Below are 17,087 nucleotides of genomic sequence, written 5' to 3' on the forward strand. Positions count from 1 at the left end.
CCGGGTGCCGCTGCCCTGCGGCGGGGGCCTCGCTCTGAAGGCCACGACGTCGCGACGCGATCGGAGGCGGAGGCCGGTGCGCCTGCCGATGCCGCAGCCGGGTCCGCGGCAGCCCGTCGATCCACCGGCACCGGGCGGGATCCTTTTCCGCGGATGGAAAGTCTTGCGAACCTCGGGCCAGCTGCCCAAAGACGAGATCCGGCCTCGCCACCCCTTGCGCTGCGGGCGGCGGCAGTTTGCGCAGGGGCCAGTCGCATGCCACGCACCGGGCTGAAAGCCGCTGAACACCCGGAGCCGTGAAGGCCCGGATGCTTGAGTTCCGCCAACCTGCCTCCTACACAGGGGGCCTCAGAAAAGGACGGCCCGCATGCGCATTCACCGCGACCTTGCCGACACGATCGGCAACACTCCCCTCATCCGTCTGCGCAAGGCGTCGGAACTCACGGGCTGCGAGATCCTCGGCAAATGCGAGTTCCTCAATCCTGGCCAATCGGTGAAGGATCGCGCGGCGCTCTACATCATCCGCGATGCGGTCGAGAAGGGCCTGCTCCAGCCCGGAGGCACGATCGTCGAGGGCACGGCCGGCAATACCGGCATCGGGCTCGCGCTGGTCGGCGCCTCGATGGGGTTCCGCACGGTCATCGTCATCCCCGAGACCCAGAGCCAGGAAAAGAAGGACATGCTGCGGCTTGCGGGGGCGCAGCTCGTGCAGGTCCCGGCGGCACCCTATCGCAATCCGAACAACTACGTGCGCTACTCCGGCCGCCTCGCCGAGCTTCTCGCCAAGACGGAGTCGAACGGTGCGATCTGGGCCAACCAGTTCGACAACACCGCCAACCGTCTGGCCCATGTCGAGACCACGGGGCCCGAGATCTGGGAACAGACCGGCGGAAAGGTGGACGGCTTCATCTGCGCGGTGGGCTCTGGCGGGACACTCGCGGGCGTGGCCCAGGTGCTGCAGCCGAAGGGCGTGAAGATCGGGCTCGCCGATCCCGAGGGCGCGGCGCTGCACAGCTTCTATACCGAGGGCACCTTCGAGGCCCCCGGAAGCTCGATCACCGAAGGGATCGGGCAGGGCCGGATCACGGCCAACCTCGAGGGGCTGGCCCCCGACTTCAGCTACCGGATCCCCGATGCCGAGGCGCTGCCGATCATCTTCGATCTGCTTCAGGAAGAAGGGCTTTGCCTCGGCGGCTCGTCGGGCATCAACATTGCGGGCGCGATCCGCATGGCGCGCGAGATGGGACCCGGCCACCGGATCGTCACCGTGCTCTGCGACTACGGCAACCGCTACCAGTCCAAGCTCTTCAATCCGTGGTTCCTGCGCGACAAGGGCCTGCCCGTGCCGAAATGGCTCGACGAGGCAGCGCCTGCGATTCCCGCGGTCTTCGAGGATTTCTGACGCGATGACCCCCTTGCAAGCGGTTCGGCTCTGGCTGCTGCGGGCGCTTCTCGCCTACGCCGCCCTTCAGGTTGCGGATGGGGTGGCGCTCGCGCAGGCCTCCCTCGGTCCGGCCGCGACGACCGACGAACTCGCGCCGCCCGACTACAAGCAATGGGAAAAGACCGCGAGCCGGGCCGAACGCGAGATCGAGGACCGCGAGACCGACAGCGCCTCCTACGAGGCGATGCGCGGCTATCTCGTGGAGTGGCGCGACACCTTCCTCGGCGCGCAGGGCATCAACGCCAGCCGCATCGCCTCGGTCCGTGGCCAGATCGACGCGCTCGGACCGGCGCCCGCCGAGGGTGCAACCGAGCCCGACGACATCGCCCAGCGGCGCAAGGAGCTGAGCGGACAGCTGGCCGAGCTCCGGGCGCCCGTCGTCTCGGCCGAGGAAGCCTACCAGCGGGCGGACGGCCTGATCCGCGAGATCGACCGTGTTGTGCGCGAGCGCCAGACGCAGGAGCTGTTGAGGGCCTGGCCCATGCCGCTCAACCCCGCCAACTGGCCGGATGCGGCGGGCGAGATCACCGACCTTACGCTCGACCTGTGGAACGAGGGCTCGGCGCGCCTCGACAGCGATGCGGCGAAGGCCACGGTGCGGGACAACCTGCCCGCCATCGTGGGACTTCTGGCCATCGGCCTCCTGCTCATCGCCCGCGGGCGGGTTCTGATGGAGCGGCTGACCCAGACCCTGCAGGAGCAGGCCTCGGCGCGCGGGCGCAAGGTCGCCTCGCTCCTCGTCTCGTTCGGGCAGATCGCGGCGCCTCTTGCGGGGGTGGTGGCGGTCAGCCACGCGATCACCCTGTCGGGCATGGCGGGGCCCCGGACGTCGCTGGTGATCGAGGCGCTGCCCGCCGTGGGCTTCATCCTCTATGCCGCCGGATGGCTCGCCGGGCGCGTCTTCCCCAAGAACGGCCTGCAGACCTCGCCCCTGAACCTGTCGGAGGATCGCCGCCGAGAAGGCCGCTTCCACACCGCCATGTTCGGCGTGGTGCTGGCGCTGGACGCGCTGCGCGGCGTGGCGCTGCCACCTGCGCGGGTGGGCGAGGAGGCAACCTCGGTCTATGCCTTCCCGCTGATCGTCCTGGCGGGGCTGCTGCTCTTCCGCATCGGGCAACTGATGCTGGCGAGCGTGCGCAACGATCTCGGCGCCGACGAGCCGACCAGCTTCCGCAACAGCGTGATCGACCTGCTCGGCCGTGGCGCGATCGCCATCGGCGTGATCAGCCCGCTGCTCGCGGCCCCGGGCTACATCGCCGCCGCCACCGCGCTCGTCTACCCGGCCGGCATCACGCTCGGCCTCGTGGGTGTGCTCTTCGTGCTGCAGACGCTGGTGGTGGATCTCTACGGGCTCGCCACCGGGAACGAGGAGGGCGGCCGCGACGCGCTGCTGCCGGTGCTCATCGGCTTCCTGCTTGCGCTGGCGATGGTGCCGCTGCTCGCGCTCGTCTGGGGGGCGCGTGTGGCCGATCTGACCGAGATCTGGGCCCGGTTCCGCGAGGGCTTCCAGGTCGGCTCGACCCGCATCTCGCCCACGAGCTTCCTGCTCCTCGTCATCGTTTTCGCCATCGGCTACGGGATCACCCGCCTGCTGCAGGGCGCTCTCAGAAGCCAGGTCCTGCCCAAGACGCGGCTCGACCAGGGCGGGCGGAACGCGGTCGTCTCGGGGGTGGGCTACCTCGGCATCATCATCGCGGCGCTGGTCGCGGTGAAGACGGCGGGCCTCGACCTCTCGAACCTCGCCATCGTCGCGGGCGCCCTCTCGGTCGGGATCGGTTTCGGCCTGCAGAACATCGTCGGCAACTTCGTCTCGGGCATCATCCTGCTGATCGAGCGCCCCGTCTCGGAGGGCGACTGGATCGAAGTGGGTGGCGTGCAGGGCACGGTGAAGTCGATTTCGGTCCGCTCAACGCGGATCCAGACCTTCGACCGCACCGACGTGATCGTGCCGAACCAGGATCTCGTCGCGGGCCAGGTGACGAACTGGACGCGCTACAACATGACCGGCCGCCTGATCGTGCCGGTGGGCGTGGCCTATGGCAGCGACACCCGCAAGGTCGAGCGTGTGCTGCGCGAGATCGCCGAGGCGCAGCCGCTTGCGATCCTGAACCCGCCGCCCTCGATCATCTTCATGGGCTTCACGCAGGAATTCCTGAGCTTCGAGATCCGGGTGATCCTGCGCGACGTGAACTTCTCGCTGTCGGTGCGCTCGGACATCAACCACATGATCGCGAAGCGCTTCGCCGAAGAAGGCATCGGCATGACCCACATCCCGCGCGAGGTCTGGCCGGCGGCGCCGGTGGACAATGGCCTCGACGAGGCCGAACTGGCAGCCCTTCTGGCCGAGAAGGCTCCGGGGGCTGTGCCGCAGAAGGACAATGTGCCGAAGGGCACGGATGCGGTGGACACCCATCGCAACGAGGAAGAGGACGACCCCGGCGACGGCGACGGCGAGCCCGATGCCCAGGCGCCCGGGGTGCCGGCAACCATGGGGAGCCACCGCTGATGACCGAGCCGCTGTTTCGCACCGATCCCTATCTCCGCGAGACGGAGGCGCGCGTCACCGGCCGGACGGCCGAGGGCGGCATCCTTGTGGACCGCTCGATCTTCTATGCGACCGGGGGCGGGCAGCCGGGCGACAGCGGCTTTCTCGACTGGGAGGGCGGGCGCATTGCCATCGCGACCGCGGTCAAGGCCGACGGCGGGCAGATCGCCCTCGTCCCGGCCGAGGCCGCCGCGCTGCCGCCCGAGGGCGCGGAGGTGCGCCTGTCCCTCGACTGGGAGCGGCGCTACCGGCACATGCGGGTGCATACAGCGCTTCACCTCCTCTCGGTCGTGATCCCGCTGCCGGTCACCGGCGGCCAGATCGGGGCAGAGCGGGGCCGCCTCGATTTCGACATGCCGGAACCGCCGACGGACGTGACGGCGCTGGAAGAGGCACTGAACGCGCTGATCGGGCGTGACCTGCCGGTGACCGAGGACTGGATTACCGACGACGAGCTTCTGGCCGATCCGTCGATCGTCAAGACCATGTCCGTGATGCCGCCCACCGGTCAGGGCCGCGTGCGTCTGGTGCGGATCGGAGACGGTCGCGAACAGGTGGACCTGCAACCCTGCGGCGGAACCCATGTCGCCCGGACGGGCGAGATCGGCCGCGTGGTGATCGGCAAGATCGAGAAGAAGGGCCGCCAGAACCGCCGCGTAACCATCGCGCTCGCCGACTGAAGGCTGCGCTCGGGTCAGGCCGGCCGGCGCTCCAGCCGGCGCGCGGGCCGGCCCGACTGACGGCGGAGCGCGAGGATCTGGCGGGCCGCCTCGGTCGCCGGGATCGTTCGGAAGATGTCGGCCAGCATCGCCAGATCGGCGAGAAGACCCCGCAGCAGTCCCCGCTTGCGCGCCTTGGAAGGGCTCGACACCCTGGGCCAGGGGACGATTGCGAGCCTGCTTTGCTCGGCGATCCAGATGCGGTTCAGGAACACCTCGATCCCGAACCGCGGCAGGGCGCGCAGCGCTTCCGTTCTCGGGGCCAGTTGCGCGCGCGGAAGCACGCGTTCGCCCGAGATGTAGTCGAGCCCGATCAGACGCCAGACGAGCGGCGCGTTGCCCCGGAGGCTGATCGAGACCTTGGCCTCGCCACGCAGGACGGGCAGGAGCAATGCGCTCAGCGCCTCGCGGTCAAGTCCCTCGAGGTCGCTGTCGAGCATCAGCAGCCAGTCGCAGTCGAGCGCCTCGATCCCCGCCGCCACCGCCGCGGTCTTGCCCCCGTTCCGCGGCATCGCGAGGACGGCGGCCCCGGCCGCGCGCGCCACCTCTGCCGTGCCATCGGTCGAGCCGTCGTCCACCACCAGCACCCGGTCGATCAGCGGATGACCCGCCGCGACCGCCAGCACGCGCCCGATGCGGGCGGCCTCGTTGTAGGCCGGGATCAGGCAGCCGACGCGGACCCGGCTCATGAGCAACGCCTCCGCAGCAGGAAGACGGCGCCCGTTGCGAGCAGGATCAGCCCCAGCGAGACCGGCAGGATCCAGGCGCCGATCCGGTCGTAGCTTTCGCCCGCCCACCAGCCGAGCGCGACGAAGGCGAGGCTCTTCGGCACGGTCGCCACCGTGTTGCAAAGCATGAACCAGCCGAAGGGCACCCGCGCCGCGCCCGCGGCGAAGAGAACCGCCGCTCCTGCCGCATGGGTGAGCTTCGCCCCGATCAGGAGCCGCCCGGCGTTGTTGCGCAGTCGGTGGGACATGGACTCGACGCTCTCCTCGCGGATGCGGAGCAGGCGTGCGACCCGGTGCCCGCCGCTCCGCCCTGCGGCGTACACGAGCGCGTCCCCCAGAAGGTCCGCCGCGACCACCACCACCAGCACGGCCCGGATGTCGAGCAGGTCCCGCTGGGCAAGCCAGGCCGCGATGACGGTGATCACCGGCCCCTCGATCAGTGCCAGCGGGGCCACCAGCGCGATCCCGTGCGCCGCGATCAGCGAGAGCGCCGCGCCGGCCTCGATCATGCCGCAGGCCCGTCGGTTGCGGGCGCCATGGCCGTGCCGCGCCATTCGAAGCCGGAGCGGGCGAAGGTCGCGGCCCAGAGCACCGGCAGCATCACGTCGCGCAGCACCCACGCCGCAAGATCCCGCCGTCCGTGCGGCCAGCCCATCGCGCGGCAGAGCGCCGCCTCGCCGCCATACCAGAGCGCGAGGAAGGGCAGGGCGAGCAGCGGTGCGGACAGCACCAGCATCAGAAGGGGCAGCACGGGCGAGAGCAGCGGCTCGAGCGCGAAGAGGCCGGGAAAGCCCTGCCGCCGGATACGCGACCAGCGGAGCTGCCGGGCCCAGACGTCGCGCAGGCGGCGGTGGCCGATCGGCTGGGTAAAGGGCCGCGGCACCAGCCGCACCTTGCCGCCGGCCGCCCGCACGAGGCGCGTCGCGGCCACGTCCTCGGCCAGTTCGGTGCCGAGCGCCGCGAGCCCTCCCCGTTCGTCGAGGAGCGCGCGGTCGAGGAACATCGTCTTGCCCTGCGCAAAGCCGAGGCCCACCCGCGCCGCTGCCAGTTGCCAGCGGCCCTGAAGCCCGTTCAGGAAGCCCGCCTCGAGCGCGCCCCAGATCCCTTCCGCGCGGCCGCCTGCCGGCGGCGAGGAGACGAGCGCCACGCCCGGCCGCCATTCGGCCGCGAGCTGCCGGAGGTAATCGCGCGGCAGCATCAGGTTGGCGTCCGCGATGGCGATCATCCGCGCGGAGGTGCCCGACCATCCCTTGGCGAGGTTGTTGAGCTTGGGGTTCGCCGTGATCCGTTCCTCTCCGATCAGCAGGCGCGCACGGGCGCCGGGATGGAGCCGGATCAGCTCGCGCACCAGCGGCACGGCGGCATCCTCTTCACGTGCGGCGCAGAAGACGATCTCGTAGTCCGGCCAGTCGAGGCCGAAGCTCGAGCCCAGCGTCTCGCGGTCGAACCGGTCCTGCCCGCAGACCGGGCGCAGCAGGCAGACGAAGGGGAGTTCGCGGCCGGGATCGGGGGTGCGGCGGCGTCCGTGCGAGGCGGCGAGGGCGGCGGCCGAAAGGTGAAGCGAGAGGAGCGAACAGGCTGCAATGGTAAGGGACATCATGCCTCTGCCGGGAGGGGGAAGGCGCGGGCGAAGCCGCTGGCGGACTCCGGGGCGGGGCTCGCCTGAACGAGGGCGAGGCGCCCCGACGCATCTTCGGCCAGCGCGGTGAAGCTGTCCACCCAGTCGCCGCAGTTGGCGTAGACGAGCCCATGGTTCTCGTGCAGCGCCGCCTTGTGGAAATGGCCGCAGATCACCCCGTCGCAGCCGGCGCGGCGGGCGCGCGCCACGAGGCGCGCCTCGTAGGCCGTGCCGAAGGCCATGGCCGCATCGACGCCCTTGAGCAGCGCCTCGATCAGGCTCCGCCGCTCGTGGTCGGCGGTGCGGCGCATGCGCTTCAGACGCTCGTCGAGGTTGCGCAGCATCCAGTCGAGCCGGCTGCCGAGCCGGGTCATGAAGTGAAAGCGCAGGATGCGCGGGTCGCAGGCGTCGCCATGGGTGACGAGGTAGCGCCGCCCGTCGGCCGCCTCGTGAACGGTCTCCTGCGCGACGGTGATGCGCTGGAAGTGTTCGCCGAGATAGACGCGCATCGCCGCGTCGTGGTTTCCGGTGAGGTAGTGGATCCGCGCCCCCTCCTGCACGCGTTTCAGGAGCAGCGCGAGGATGGCGTCGTGGCTGGGTGTCCAGTGCGGGAAAGGCGGGTGCCAGAGGTCGAGGATGTCGCCCACGAGGAAGATCTCGGGTGCCGTATGCTCGCGCAGGAAGGCGAGGATGCGGTCGGCACGGCATCCGCGCGAGCCGAGGTGAAGGTCGGACAGGAAGAGGCTGCGGTGACGGCGCGGCGGCGGCAGGAGGGTCATGTCCATGGGCGCGTCCTTCGACTGATGGCACGGGCGGCGACCGGCACCGATACCGGCTGACTGCGCTATGGCACGGCGACCATACGGTTTTGTGACCGTCGCTTTTCAGTTCTGCGACGCAGCGAGCGCCCGCCGGCCATCCGGTTCTGCAGCACGGCGGTCGCCGATGGATCGCGTCGAAGAAGCGCATCGGCCTTTCGCCGCCGACCGTGGGTCTTCGCATGGCTGGCAAGGGCCTCAAGGCCGGTCCGCGGGGCGTTTGCGCGGCCTGTCCGGAGGTTCCGCAGGAGCGTGTGGTGGCGGAACAGGACGGCCTGCGGCAGGAGGTCGCGCGCGGCCAGGAGAAGGCTGAGGCCGTCCGAGGTGCTCCGTCTCTGGCTCAGGTCAGGCCAGCATCGCGGCAAGATCGCGCAGCAGGTCCCGAACGGGGCCGAACATCGAAGCCACCTGCCACGTGATGAAGAAGACCGCCGGATAGAAGAGCCCGCCATGTGTCGCGGCATAAGTGGGAATGTCGTGGCGCTGCAGTTGCCGGGCGAGCCATGGGACGAGAGCCACCGCGATCAGGATGCCGATGACGGCGCCGACGGCGATATCGGCCGCATAGTGCAGCCCGAAGAACACGCGGGGCAGGCAGATGATGAAGATGGCGTGGACGAGCGCCACCACGCCTGCCGCGCGGTGCGCGAGGAAGATCCCCGTCGCCAGGGCGAAGTAGAGCACGGCGTGGTCGCTCGGCATCGAACTCCAGCCGTCAAGGGTTTCGTGGGTCAGGCCTCCGTGGAGCACGAAGCCCAGCTCGGGGTCATGGATTGGTCGGGGACGATAGGGCAGCATCACAGCCAGCACTCGTCCCACGAAGACCGCCAGAACCGAAACGGCCAGGGTCGCGAGCAGCCGGGCGCGGGTCTCTTCCACCCTCTTGCTGACAGCGAACCACAGGCTCCAGAAGAGCATCATGGAAAAGACGCCCTTGAACAGGCTGTTGCGTTCAATGATGTGCAGCAACTGGTCGACGGAAGGCAGGTCCCCGACGAAGCTGTTGATGAACAGCGAAATCTGGAGATCGAGCGAGACAATCGTGCCGAGCACCATGACAATCCTGAGTAATAAATGGGTCGGAAAAGAAGACAGAAGTGTCACAAAAACGTCAAGAAATTTCCTTATTAGGCCCGCGGTCTTGCGCGGCGACCGGCCCCGAAAGGGCAGGATGTTGCTCATGAACATCCCTCGGCAGGCGTAAGACTGTTCGGAAATCCGGCCACGGCCGCCAGAAGGCGGGCGAATCTTCCACCCTCCCGAGCGGCCGCAATCGCGCTCCGGCCCCGGAGGCAGGGAGCGATCGAAAGGCGACAACTTATCGTGCGGAAGGCGTAACATCCTCTTGCGCGGGCACGCGCGTGGCATACAGTCAGCCCGTTCTTCAACAAGGAATTGCATGATGATTTCTCGCCTTCGCCCCGCTGCCCTTGCCCTGATTGCCGGCCTTCTGGCAGGGCCGGTGGCGGCGGCCCCCTGCAGCAATACCGGCGCCGCCTACGAGAGCTGGAAGCCTCAGATGGCGCAGGAGGCCGCAGCGGCAGGCGTGGGGCGCCAAGGCATCGCGGCGCTGATGGGAACGTCCTACTCCTCGCGTACCATTGCCGCCGACCGCAACCAGAAGAGCTTCAAGTACAGTCTCGAGAAGTTCATGCAGGTGCGCGGCTCGGATACGATCATCCGGCAGGGCAGGTCGCGGAAGGCGAAGAACCCGGACTTCTACGCCGCCCTCGAGCAGCGCTATGGTGTGCCCGCAGGCATACTACTCGCGATCCACGGGATGGAGACGGGCTTCGGCAACTTCATGGGGGACACGAACGTCGTCTCCGCCATCGCGACGCTGGCCTATGACTGCCGGCGGAGCGATTTCTTCACGCCGCACCTGCTGGCGGCGCTGGTGCTCGTTGATCGGGGCTCGATCAGCACCGCCTCGGTCGGTGCCAAGCATGGCGAATTGGGCCACACCCAGTTCCTGCCGGGCAACGCGCTGGCCTATGGCGTGGACGGCAACGGCGACGGCCGGGTGGATCTGACGAACCTGACCGATGCGATGGCCTCGACGGCGAACTTCCTTGCGCAGAAGGGATGGCGGCCGGGGCTCGGCTACCAGCCGGGCGAGCCGAACCATGCCGTGATCCGCGAATGGAATGCCGCGGGCGTCTACCAGCAAGCCATTGCCATCATGGGTCAGCAGATCGATCGGTGATTTTGCCTCTTGCACCCGGCCAGCGAGTCGCCTAGACACCGCCTCGTCCGGATGGCCCGTTCGTCTATCGGTTAGGACACCAGGTTTTCAACCTGGGAAGAGGGGTTCGACTCCCCTACGGGCTGCCACTTTTCCCTTTCTTCCTTGCATCTTGCGCGCCGCTGCTTCGGCCGCGCCCTTGCGGGCAGGCGGCCTCAGGGGCGCTCGCGCGTCTCCGGCAAGAGGCGTCGTCGCACCAGTTCGCCCGGGAAATTCGCATTCCTCATGGCTCCGGGCCTTTCCGCTGCTAGGCTGATCCCGAAGCTCAGCGGAGGATGATCTTATGCGACCGATTCCAGTCCTGACCGTTTTCATTGCCGCGACTCTTTCTGCCTGCACCGCAGCCGAGGAACCGGCAACCGCCCCTGCCACTTTCCCGCCGACGGCTGCGGACATGGCAAGTCCGGCCTACACGGCCTGCCGCGCCGCCATCGCGCGCACGAACCGCCGTCCCGTCTCGGATGTGGCGATCTTCAGCTACCTCTTCTCCGAGGCTAATACGGAAGTGCTCGCGAGTGTCGCGGGGGCAGAGGCGCCTTGGCGCTGCCTGTCCTCGAACCAGGGCGAGGTGGCCGAGGTCACCTATACGGGAAGCGAAGGCGCGCTCTGACCGGAGCCCGCGGGCGCTACCGCCGACCGGCGAACGCCACCCACGGCAGGCGCCTTCCTCAGCCGTGGGACTCCTTGACCGATTCCATCGCCACATGGGTCGAGGTCGACGCCACATAGGGCAGCGTCGAGAGCTTTTCGCCCAGCACGCGGCGGTAGTCCTGGATGTCGGCGGTGCGGACCTTCAGCAGGTAGTCGAAGCGGCTTGCGATCATGTGGCACTCCTCGACCTCGGGCACGGCAAGGACCGCACGGTTGAAGGCCTGCAGCGCGCTCTCGCGGGTGTCCGAGAGCTTCACCTCCACGAAGGCCACATGGGCGAGGCCCATGCGGATCGGGTCGAGGCGCGCGCCGTAGCCGGTGATCACGCCCGCCGCCTCGAGCCGCTTCATCCGCGCCTGGGTCGGCGATTTGGTAAGCCCGATCCGCCGCGCGAGTTCGGTTGCGCTGACGCGGCCATCGGCGGCGAGCACCCGCAGGATCGCCTGATCGAACCGGTCGAGTTCCAGCGCCATCTGGCCTGCCTCCTGCTTCATCTTCGGCCGATCCGGCTGCCGATCCGCGATAATCGGGACGAACGGCTTCAGCTTGCACGGTAATCTAGGCGAAACAGGAGTTCGCGTCCATGCTCGCCGCCATCCCCCAGCCGACCCTCTCCCAGGATCTCGACGAGGCGGGCCTCGTCGCCCGACTGATCGAGCAGGCCGACCTTCCGCCAGAGGCGCGCGCCCGTATCAGCGCCCGAGGCGCCGATCTGGTGCGCCGCATCCGGAAGGGCTCGCGGCCGGGGCTGATGGAGGGGTTCCTCGCTGAATACGGTCTGTCCACCGAAGAGGGGATCGCGCTCATGTGCCTGGCCGAAGCGCTGCTGCGAGTGCCGGATGCGGGGACGATGGACGCGCTGATCGAGGACAAGATCGCGCCCTCGGACTGGAACCGGCATCTGGGCCGCTCGGCCTCGAGCCTCGTGAACGCCTCGACCTGGGCGCTGATGCTGACGGGCAAGGTGCTCGACGACCGCGAACCAGGCGTGGCGGGGCACCTGCGCGGCCTCGTGCGGCGGATGGGCGAGCCGGTCATCCGCAAGGCGGTCGCCCGCGCGATGAAGGAGATGGGCCGCCAGTTCGTCCTCGGCGAGACGATCGAGACCGCGATGGACCGCGCGGCGGAACTGGAGGAGCGCGGCTATACCTACAGCTACGACATGCTGGGCGAGGCGGCCCGCACCGAGGCCGATGCCCGCCGCTACCATCTCGCCTATTCCCGCGCGATCACGGCCATCGCCGCGGCGGCGAAGAGCCGGGACATCCGCGACAATCCGGGGATCTCGGTCAAGCTCTCGGCGCTGCATCCCCGTTACGAGGTCGCCAAGCGCACCCGCGTGATGGCCGAGCTTGTCCCGCGCGTGACGGCGCTGGCAGGGCTCGCGAAGGCCGCGGGTCTCGGCTTCAACATCGACGCCGAGGAAGCCGAGCGGCTCGACCTCTCGCTCGACGTGATCGAGGCGGCGCTGGCCGAGCCGTCGCTCGCGGGCTGGGACGGGTTCGGCGTGGTGGTCCAGGCCTACGGCCGGCGCGCGGGCGAGGTGCTCGACCGCCTCTACGGCATGGCCGCGCGACTCGATCGCCGGCTCATGGTGCGGTTGGTGAAGGGCGCCTACTGGGACGGCGAGGTGAAGCGGGCGCAGGTGCTGGGGCTCGCGGATTTTCCGGTCTTCACCCGCAAGCAGGCGACCGACGTGAGCTACATCGCCCAGGCGCGCAAGCTCTTTGCCATGTCGGACCGGATCTATCCGCAGTTCGCCACGCACAATGCCCACACGGTGGCCGCCATCCTCGAGATGGCCGGCGGGCGTCCTTTCGAGTTCCAGCGCCTGCACGGCATGGGCGAACGCCTGCATGACCTCGTGCTGACCGAAGAGAAGACGCGCTGCCGGATCTATGCGCCCGTGGGCGCACACCGGGATCTCCTCGCCTATCTCGTGCGGCGGCTGCTGGAGAATGGCGCCAATTCGAGCTTCGTGAACCAGATCGTGGATGAGGGTGTGAGCCCCGAGACGGTGGCCGCCTGCCCGCTGACGGCGATGGAGGCGCTGGTGCCGGCGCGCAACCCGGTGCTGCGGACGGGGCTCGAACTCTTCGGCGCAAGGCGCAACTCGCGCGGTTTCGACCTCGCATCCCCGTCCGATCTCGCGCTGATCGAGGCCGCGCGCGCACCGCATCGCACCGCGCTCTTCGATGCGCGGCCACTGTTGGCGGGCTCGCTCGCGGGCGGACAGCGGGCGCAGGTGAGCAACCCCGCCACCGGCGCGCGCGTCGGCAACGTGATCCCGGCGAGCCTGCCGGATGTCGAGACGGCGCTGCATTATGCCGTGCCGTGGGAGGCCCGCCCCGAGGACCGGGCCGCGGTCCTGCGCCGGGCCGCCGATCTTTACGAGGAGTCCTTCGGCCCGATCTTCGCTCTGCTCGCACGCGAGGCCGGCAAGACCCTTCCGGATGCCGTGGGTGAGCTGCGCGAGGCGGTCGATTTCCTGCGCTACTATGCCGCCGAAGGCGAGCGGCTGGCGGCGGAGCCGCTCGGCACGGTGGTCTGCATCAGTCCCTGGAACTTCCCGCTCGCGATCTTCACCGGACAGATCGCGGCCGCGCTGATGGCGGGCAATGCGGTGCTTGCCAAGCCCGCCGAGCAGACACCGCTGATCGCGACGCGGGCGGTGGAGCTTCTGCACCGCGCAGGCGTTCCCGCGACTGCGCTGCAACTCCTGCCGGGGACGGGCGAGACGGTCGGCGCGGCCCTGACGCGGGACGCGCGGATCGCGGGCGTTGTCTTCACCGGCTCGACCGGGACGGCGCTGGCGATCCGCCGGTCGATGGCCGAACATCTCGATCCCGCCGCGCCGCTGATCGCCGAGACCGGCGGGCTGAACGCGATGATCGTCGATTCGACGGCCCTGCCCGAACAGGCGGTGCGCGACATCCTCGCCTCGGCCTTCCAGTCGGCGGGTCAGCGCTGTTCGGCGCTGCGCTGTCTTTACCTGCAGGAGGACGTGGCCGAGGGCGTGCTCGAGATGCTCTTCGGCGCGATGGACGAGCTGCAGCCGGGCGATCCCTGGGAACTGGCGACCGACATCGGCCCGGTGATCGATGCCGAGGCGCAGGCGGGCATCCGGGACTGGATCGAGGCCGCGCGCGCCGAGGGGCGGGTCCTGAAGGAACTGCCGTCTCCGGCAGAGGGCACCTTTGTCGGCCCGACCGTCCTCCGTGTGGGGTCGATCGCCGAGATGGAGCGCGAGATCTTCGGGCCCGTGCTGCATGTGGCGACCTTCCGGGCGGCGGATCTCGACCGGGTGATCGCCGAGATCGATGCGACCGGCTACGGGCTGACCTTCGGGCTGCATTCGCGCATCGATGACCGAGTGCAGGCCGTGGTCGCGGGGCTGCGGGTCGGCAACATCTACGTCAACCGCAACCAGATCGGCGCAGTCGTGGGCAGCCAGCCCTTCGGCGGCGAGGGGCTCTCGGGCACCGGTCCGAAGGCGGGCGGACCGGCCTATCTGGCGCGCCTCTGCCGGCGCCCGGCAAAGGTTGCCGATGCCGGGCAGGCCGCGATGGCAGCCGGCGAGGACAGGGTGCAAGCCGCGCTCCGCGGCCTTGCGGGCAGGGTGGGCGCGCCGCTCGGCACGCGCGCGATGCCGGGCCCCACGGGCGAGTCGAACCGGCTGTCGCTCTTCTGCCGTGCGCCGCTCCTCTGCCTCGGCCCCTCCGCCGCGGACGCCTCGGCGCAGGCCGAGGCGGTACGGGCGCTGGGTGGGCTTGCGGTCGAGGCGCCGGGCCTGCCGCCCGGGGCGCTGGCCCGCCTCGAGGGCTTCTCGGGCGTCCTGCACTGCGGCGGGGCCGAGGCCGCAAGGCCGCATGCGCTGGCGCTGGCGGGGCGTGAGGGGCCGATCCTGCCGCTGATCGCTGGCATGCCCGACGAGGCCCATGTGGCGGTCGAGCGTCACGTCTGCATCGACACCACCGCGTCGGGCGGCAATGCCGAACTGCTGGCGGCGGCCTCGGGTCCGGCCTGAGGCCCGTGACCCGCCGTTTTGCCCCCATCGCTGCGAGCTGACGAGCCGCGGGTTGGCGCCTGGGCCGGACCCATTACTGCGTACGCCGCGAACCCGGCATGAGGGACACCCATCCCGGCCCGAAGCGGCCTTATCCTTCCGCTCTGCCAGCGTCCGGCAGGCGCGACCTCCCCTCGGCGCTTGACGGCGCGCCGAGGATGGGAAACGCTGCGCCATGTTCCCGATCCGCGACCACAATCCCTCGGGCCGCACGCCCTATGTCACCTATGCGCTGATCGTGGCGAACGTCCTGATCTTCCTCGTGATGCATTACGGCTCGACCTCGACCGTGGCGTTGGAGGCGGCCTTCTTCGAATGGGGGCTGGTGCCTGCCGAACTGCTTCAGGGGACGGGCTACGAGGGCATCCTCACCTCGATGTTCCTGCATGGCGGATGGGCGCATCTGCTGGGGAACATGCTCTTCCTCTATATCTACGGGGACAATCTCGAGGATGTGATGGGGCACTGGGGCTTCTCGGGCTTCTACCTTCTCTCGGGCTTCGCCGCCGCGGCGGCGCAGGTCGTGGCGGATCCCTTCTCGTGGATCCCGATGGTCGGCGCCTCGGGGGCCATTGCGGGGGTGATGGGCGGTTACCTGCTGCTCTTTCCCCGGGCGAAGGTCGATGTGCTGATCATCATCATCATCTTCTTCCGTATCATCCCGGTGCCGGCCTTCATCCTTCTCGGCTTCTGGTTCGCCTTCCAGGTCTTCTCGGGCGTCGCGGTGCCGACGGACCAGGGCGGCGTGGCCTACTGGGCCCATATCGGCGGCTTCGCCGCGGGCCTGCTGCTGACGATGCCGGTGTGGATCGCGCGCGGCGGGCCGGCCTTCTGGCGGCGCACCCACGGCCTGCCGCCGCATCCCGAGGCGACGCTGCCGCGCTCGAATGTCCCCCTCGTGCGGAGGCGGCGATGAGGGGCACCTGCCATTGCGGCGCGGTCGAGATCGAGGTGGAACTGCTCCACGGACTTGCGGACGCGCGTCGCTGCGACTGCTCCTTCTGCCGGAGGCGCGGCGCTGTCGCGGTGACGGCCCGGCTCGGCGACCTGCGGGTCGTGCGCGGGGCGGAGAACCTCACGCTCTATCAGTGGGGCACGAAGACGGCGAGGCACTGGTTCTGCCGGACCTGCGGGATCTACACCCACCACCAGCGCCGCTCGAACCCCGAGGAGTATGGTGTGAATGCGGCGATCCTCGAAGGCGTCAACCCGCGTGAGCTGGGCGAGGTGCCGTGGACGGACGGGGTGAACCACCCTTCGGACCGCTGATGGAAGGGGACGCCGCAAGCGCCAGCGCGACTGTTGCCTTGCCAGGCGGAGGCAGTCCCGATCGTCGTGCGCCTGAAGGCTGCGTGGCCGCGGTGCCGGACCGCCGGATGGTCCGGTCGAAGCGGAAGTTCCCTCGGGACCGCGGGCGGCTCACTCGCCGCGGATGATCTTGCGGAAGGGCTCGAACAGGTTCTGGTTGCCGCAGATGAGCGAGCCGTCGATCGGGTTCTGGCCTTCGCGGATGCCCGAGATTAGGCCGCCCGCTTCGCGCACGAGAACAACGCCCGCCGCCACGTCCCAGGCGCTCACCCCGCGCTCCCAGTAGCCGTCGTATCGACCGCCCGCCACATAGGCGAGGTCGAGCGCCGCCGAGCCCCAGCGCCGCACGCCCGCGCAGGTGGGCATGAGCCGGGCCAGATCCTGCAGCGTCGCGGGCAGGGTGGGGCGGCCGCCGAAGGGCACGCCGGTGGCGAAGATCGCCTCGATCATGTTGCGCCGGCCCGAGACACGCAGGCGGCTCTCGTTCATCCAGGCGCCGGCGCCCTTCTCGGCCCAGAACATCTCGTCCTTGGCGGCGTCGAAGATCACGCCCGCGACGATCTCGCCCTTGTGTTCGAGGGCGATCGACACCGCCCAGTGCGGCAGGCCGTGGAGGTAGTTGGTCGTGCCGTCCAGCGGATCGACGATCCAGCGCCGGGTCGGGTCCTGTCCGGCCGTCTCGCCGGTCTCCTCGCCGAGCCAGCCGTAGGTCGGGCGGGCGCCCATCAGTTCCTCGCGGATGATCCGCTCGGCCTCTCGGTCGGCCTTCGAGACGAAGTCGCCCGGTCCCTTGGCCGAAACCTGAAGGTTCTCGACCTCGCGAAAGTCCTTCACGAGCGAGCGGCCTGCCTTGCGGGCGGCCTTGATCATCAGGTTGAGGTTCGCGCTGCCTTGCATCCGTCCGGGCTCCATCCGTTCAAGGGCGCTGCTATAAGGCCCGTCGCC

Annotated in this window: 15 protein-coding genes and 1 tRNA gene; 9 read left to right on the forward strand and 7 right to left on the reverse strand. The window is 69.5% G+C overall.

Features of this window, described 5'->3' with window-relative positions:
• Nucleotides 1-367 precede the first annotated feature (367 nt).
• Genes ACTVZP_RS00330 through ACTVZP_RS00340 form a run of 3 tightly spaced genes read left to right on the forward strand, consistent with a single transcriptional unit; the run spans nucleotide 368 to nucleotide 4,669 of the window.
• Nucleotides 368-1,402: a cysteine synthase A gene (locus ACTVZP_RS00330; protein ID WP_443210072.1), complete on the forward strand. Its 1,035-nt coding sequence runs from the start codon at nucleotides 368-370 to the stop codon at nucleotides 1,400-1,402.
• Nucleotides 1,403-1,406: 4 nt separating this feature from the next.
• Entirely contained in the window at nucleotides 1,407-3,950 is a 2,544-nt protein-coding gene (locus ACTVZP_RS00335; RefSeq protein ID WP_443210073.1) for a DUF3772 domain-containing protein, read from the forward strand.
• Nucleotides 3,950-4,669: an alanyl-tRNA editing protein gene (locus tag ACTVZP_RS00340; RefSeq protein ID WP_443210074.1), complete on the forward strand. Its 720-nt coding sequence runs from the start codon at nucleotides 3,950-3,952 to the stop codon at nucleotides 4,667-4,669. Before ACTVZP_RS00335 ends, ACTVZP_RS00340 begins: the two co-directional genes overlap by 1 nt.
• A gap of 14 nt (nucleotides 4,670-4,683) precedes the next feature.
• Here ACTVZP_RS00340 and ACTVZP_RS00345 read toward each other — a convergent pair whose 3' ends face one another.
• The 5 genes from ACTVZP_RS00345 to ACTVZP_RS00365 all read right to left on the reverse strand — a co-directional run bounded on the left by ACTVZP_RS00345 (nucleotide 4,684) and on the right by ACTVZP_RS00365 (nucleotide 9,273).
• Nucleotides 4,684-5,397 carry a glycosyltransferase family 2 protein gene (locus ACTVZP_RS00345; RefSeq protein ID WP_443210075.1) on the reverse strand — a complete coding sequence of 238 codons (714 nt, stop codon included), beginning with the start codon at nucleotides 5,395-5,397 and terminating at the stop codon, nucleotides 4,684-4,686.
• Nucleotides 5,394-5,945 carry a DedA family protein gene (locus tag ACTVZP_RS00350; RefSeq protein ID WP_443210076.1) on the reverse strand — a complete coding sequence of 184 codons (552 nt, stop codon included), beginning with the start codon at nucleotides 5,943-5,945 and terminating at the stop codon, nucleotides 5,394-5,396. Before ACTVZP_RS00350 ends, ACTVZP_RS00345 begins: the two co-directional genes overlap by 4 nt.
• Nucleotides 5,942-7,033, reverse strand: coding sequence for a ceramide glucosyltransferase (locus tag ACTVZP_RS00355; protein ID WP_443210077.1), 1,092 nt, complete (start codon nucleotides 7,031-7,033; stop codon nucleotides 5,942-5,944). Before ACTVZP_RS00355 ends, ACTVZP_RS00350 begins: the two co-directional genes overlap by 4 nt.
• Nucleotides 7,033-7,839 carry a UDP-2,3-diacylglucosamine diphosphatase gene (locus tag ACTVZP_RS00360; protein ID WP_443210079.1) on the reverse strand — a complete coding sequence of 269 codons (807 nt, stop codon included), beginning with the start codon at nucleotides 7,837-7,839 and terminating at the stop codon, nucleotides 7,033-7,035. The genes ACTVZP_RS00355 and ACTVZP_RS00360 overlap by 1 nt, the downstream gene beginning before the upstream one ends.
• A gap of 378 nt (nucleotides 7,840-8,217) precedes the next feature.
• Nucleotides 8,218-9,273: a phosphatase PAP2 family protein gene (locus tag ACTVZP_RS00365; RefSeq protein ID WP_443210080.1), complete on the reverse strand. Its 1,056-nt coding sequence runs from the start codon at nucleotides 9,271-9,273 to the stop codon at nucleotides 8,218-8,220.
• Between the two features lies 1 nt (nucleotide 9,274).
• Here ACTVZP_RS00365 and ACTVZP_RS00370 point away from each other — a divergent pair, with 1 nt between their 5' ends.
• The 3 genes from ACTVZP_RS00370 (at nucleotide 9,275) to ACTVZP_RS00380 (ending at nucleotide 10,727) form a co-directional block, all read left to right on the forward strand.
• Nucleotides 9,275-10,078, forward strand: coding sequence for a lytic murein transglycosylase (locus tag ACTVZP_RS00370; RefSeq protein ID WP_443210081.1), 804 nt, complete (start codon nucleotides 9,275-9,277; stop codon nucleotides 10,076-10,078).
• A 53-nt stretch (nucleotides 10,079-10,131) separates the two neighbouring features.
• A tRNA-Glu gene (locus tag ACTVZP_RS00375) sits at nucleotides 10,132-10,206 on the forward strand.
• 305 nt (nucleotides 10,207-10,511) lie between these two features.
• On the forward strand, nucleotides 10,512-10,727 hold the full coding sequence (locus ACTVZP_RS00380) for a hypothetical protein (protein ID WP_443210082.1): 216 nt from the start codon (nucleotides 10,512-10,514) through the stop codon (nucleotides 10,725-10,727).
• Nucleotides 10,728-10,785: 58 nt separating this feature from the next.
• On the opposite strand, the gene ACTVZP_RS00385 is transcribed toward ACTVZP_RS00380, so the two are convergent.
• On the reverse strand, nucleotides 10,786-11,241 hold the full coding sequence (locus ACTVZP_RS00385) for an Lrp/AsnC family transcriptional regulator (RefSeq protein WP_443210885.1): 456 nt from the start codon (nucleotides 11,239-11,241) through the stop codon (nucleotides 10,786-10,788).
• A gap of 110 nt (nucleotides 11,242-11,351) precedes the next feature.
• Here ACTVZP_RS00385 and putA point away from each other — a divergent pair, with 110 nt between their 5' ends.
• From putA to ACTVZP_RS00400, 3 genes are all read left to right on the forward strand, one after another.
• Complete coding sequence (gene putA, locus ACTVZP_RS00390) at nucleotides 11,352-14,795, forward strand: bifunctional proline dehydrogenase/L-glutamate gamma-semialdehyde dehydrogenase PutA (protein ID WP_443210083.1); 3,444 nt, start codon at nucleotides 11,352-11,354, stop codon at nucleotides 14,793-14,795.
• Nucleotides 14,796-15,009: 214 nt separating this feature from the next.
• On the forward strand, nucleotides 15,010-15,750 hold the full coding sequence (locus tag ACTVZP_RS00395) for a rhomboid family intramembrane serine protease (RefSeq protein WP_443210084.1): 741 nt from the start codon (nucleotides 15,010-15,012) through the stop codon (nucleotides 15,748-15,750).
• Entirely contained in the window at nucleotides 15,747-16,103 is a 357-nt protein-coding gene (locus ACTVZP_RS00400; protein ID WP_443210085.1) for a GFA family protein, read from the forward strand. Before ACTVZP_RS00395 ends, ACTVZP_RS00400 begins: the two co-directional genes overlap by 4 nt.
• 150 nt (nucleotides 16,104-16,253) lie before the next feature.
• Here the strand turns inward: ACTVZP_RS00400 and ACTVZP_RS00405 are convergent, their stop codons facing one another.
• On the reverse strand, nucleotides 16,254-17,039 hold the full coding sequence (locus ACTVZP_RS00405; protein ID WP_443210086.1) for an inositol monophosphatase family protein: 786 nt from the start codon (nucleotides 17,037-17,039) through the stop codon (nucleotides 16,254-16,256).
• Between the last annotated feature and the right edge of the window lie 48 nt (nucleotides 17,040-17,087).

Source organism: Rhodobacter sp. NSM, from assembly GCF_052244495.1.
Lineage (GTDB): Bacteria > Pseudomonadota > Alphaproteobacteria > Rhodobacterales > Rhodobacteraceae > Cereibacter_A.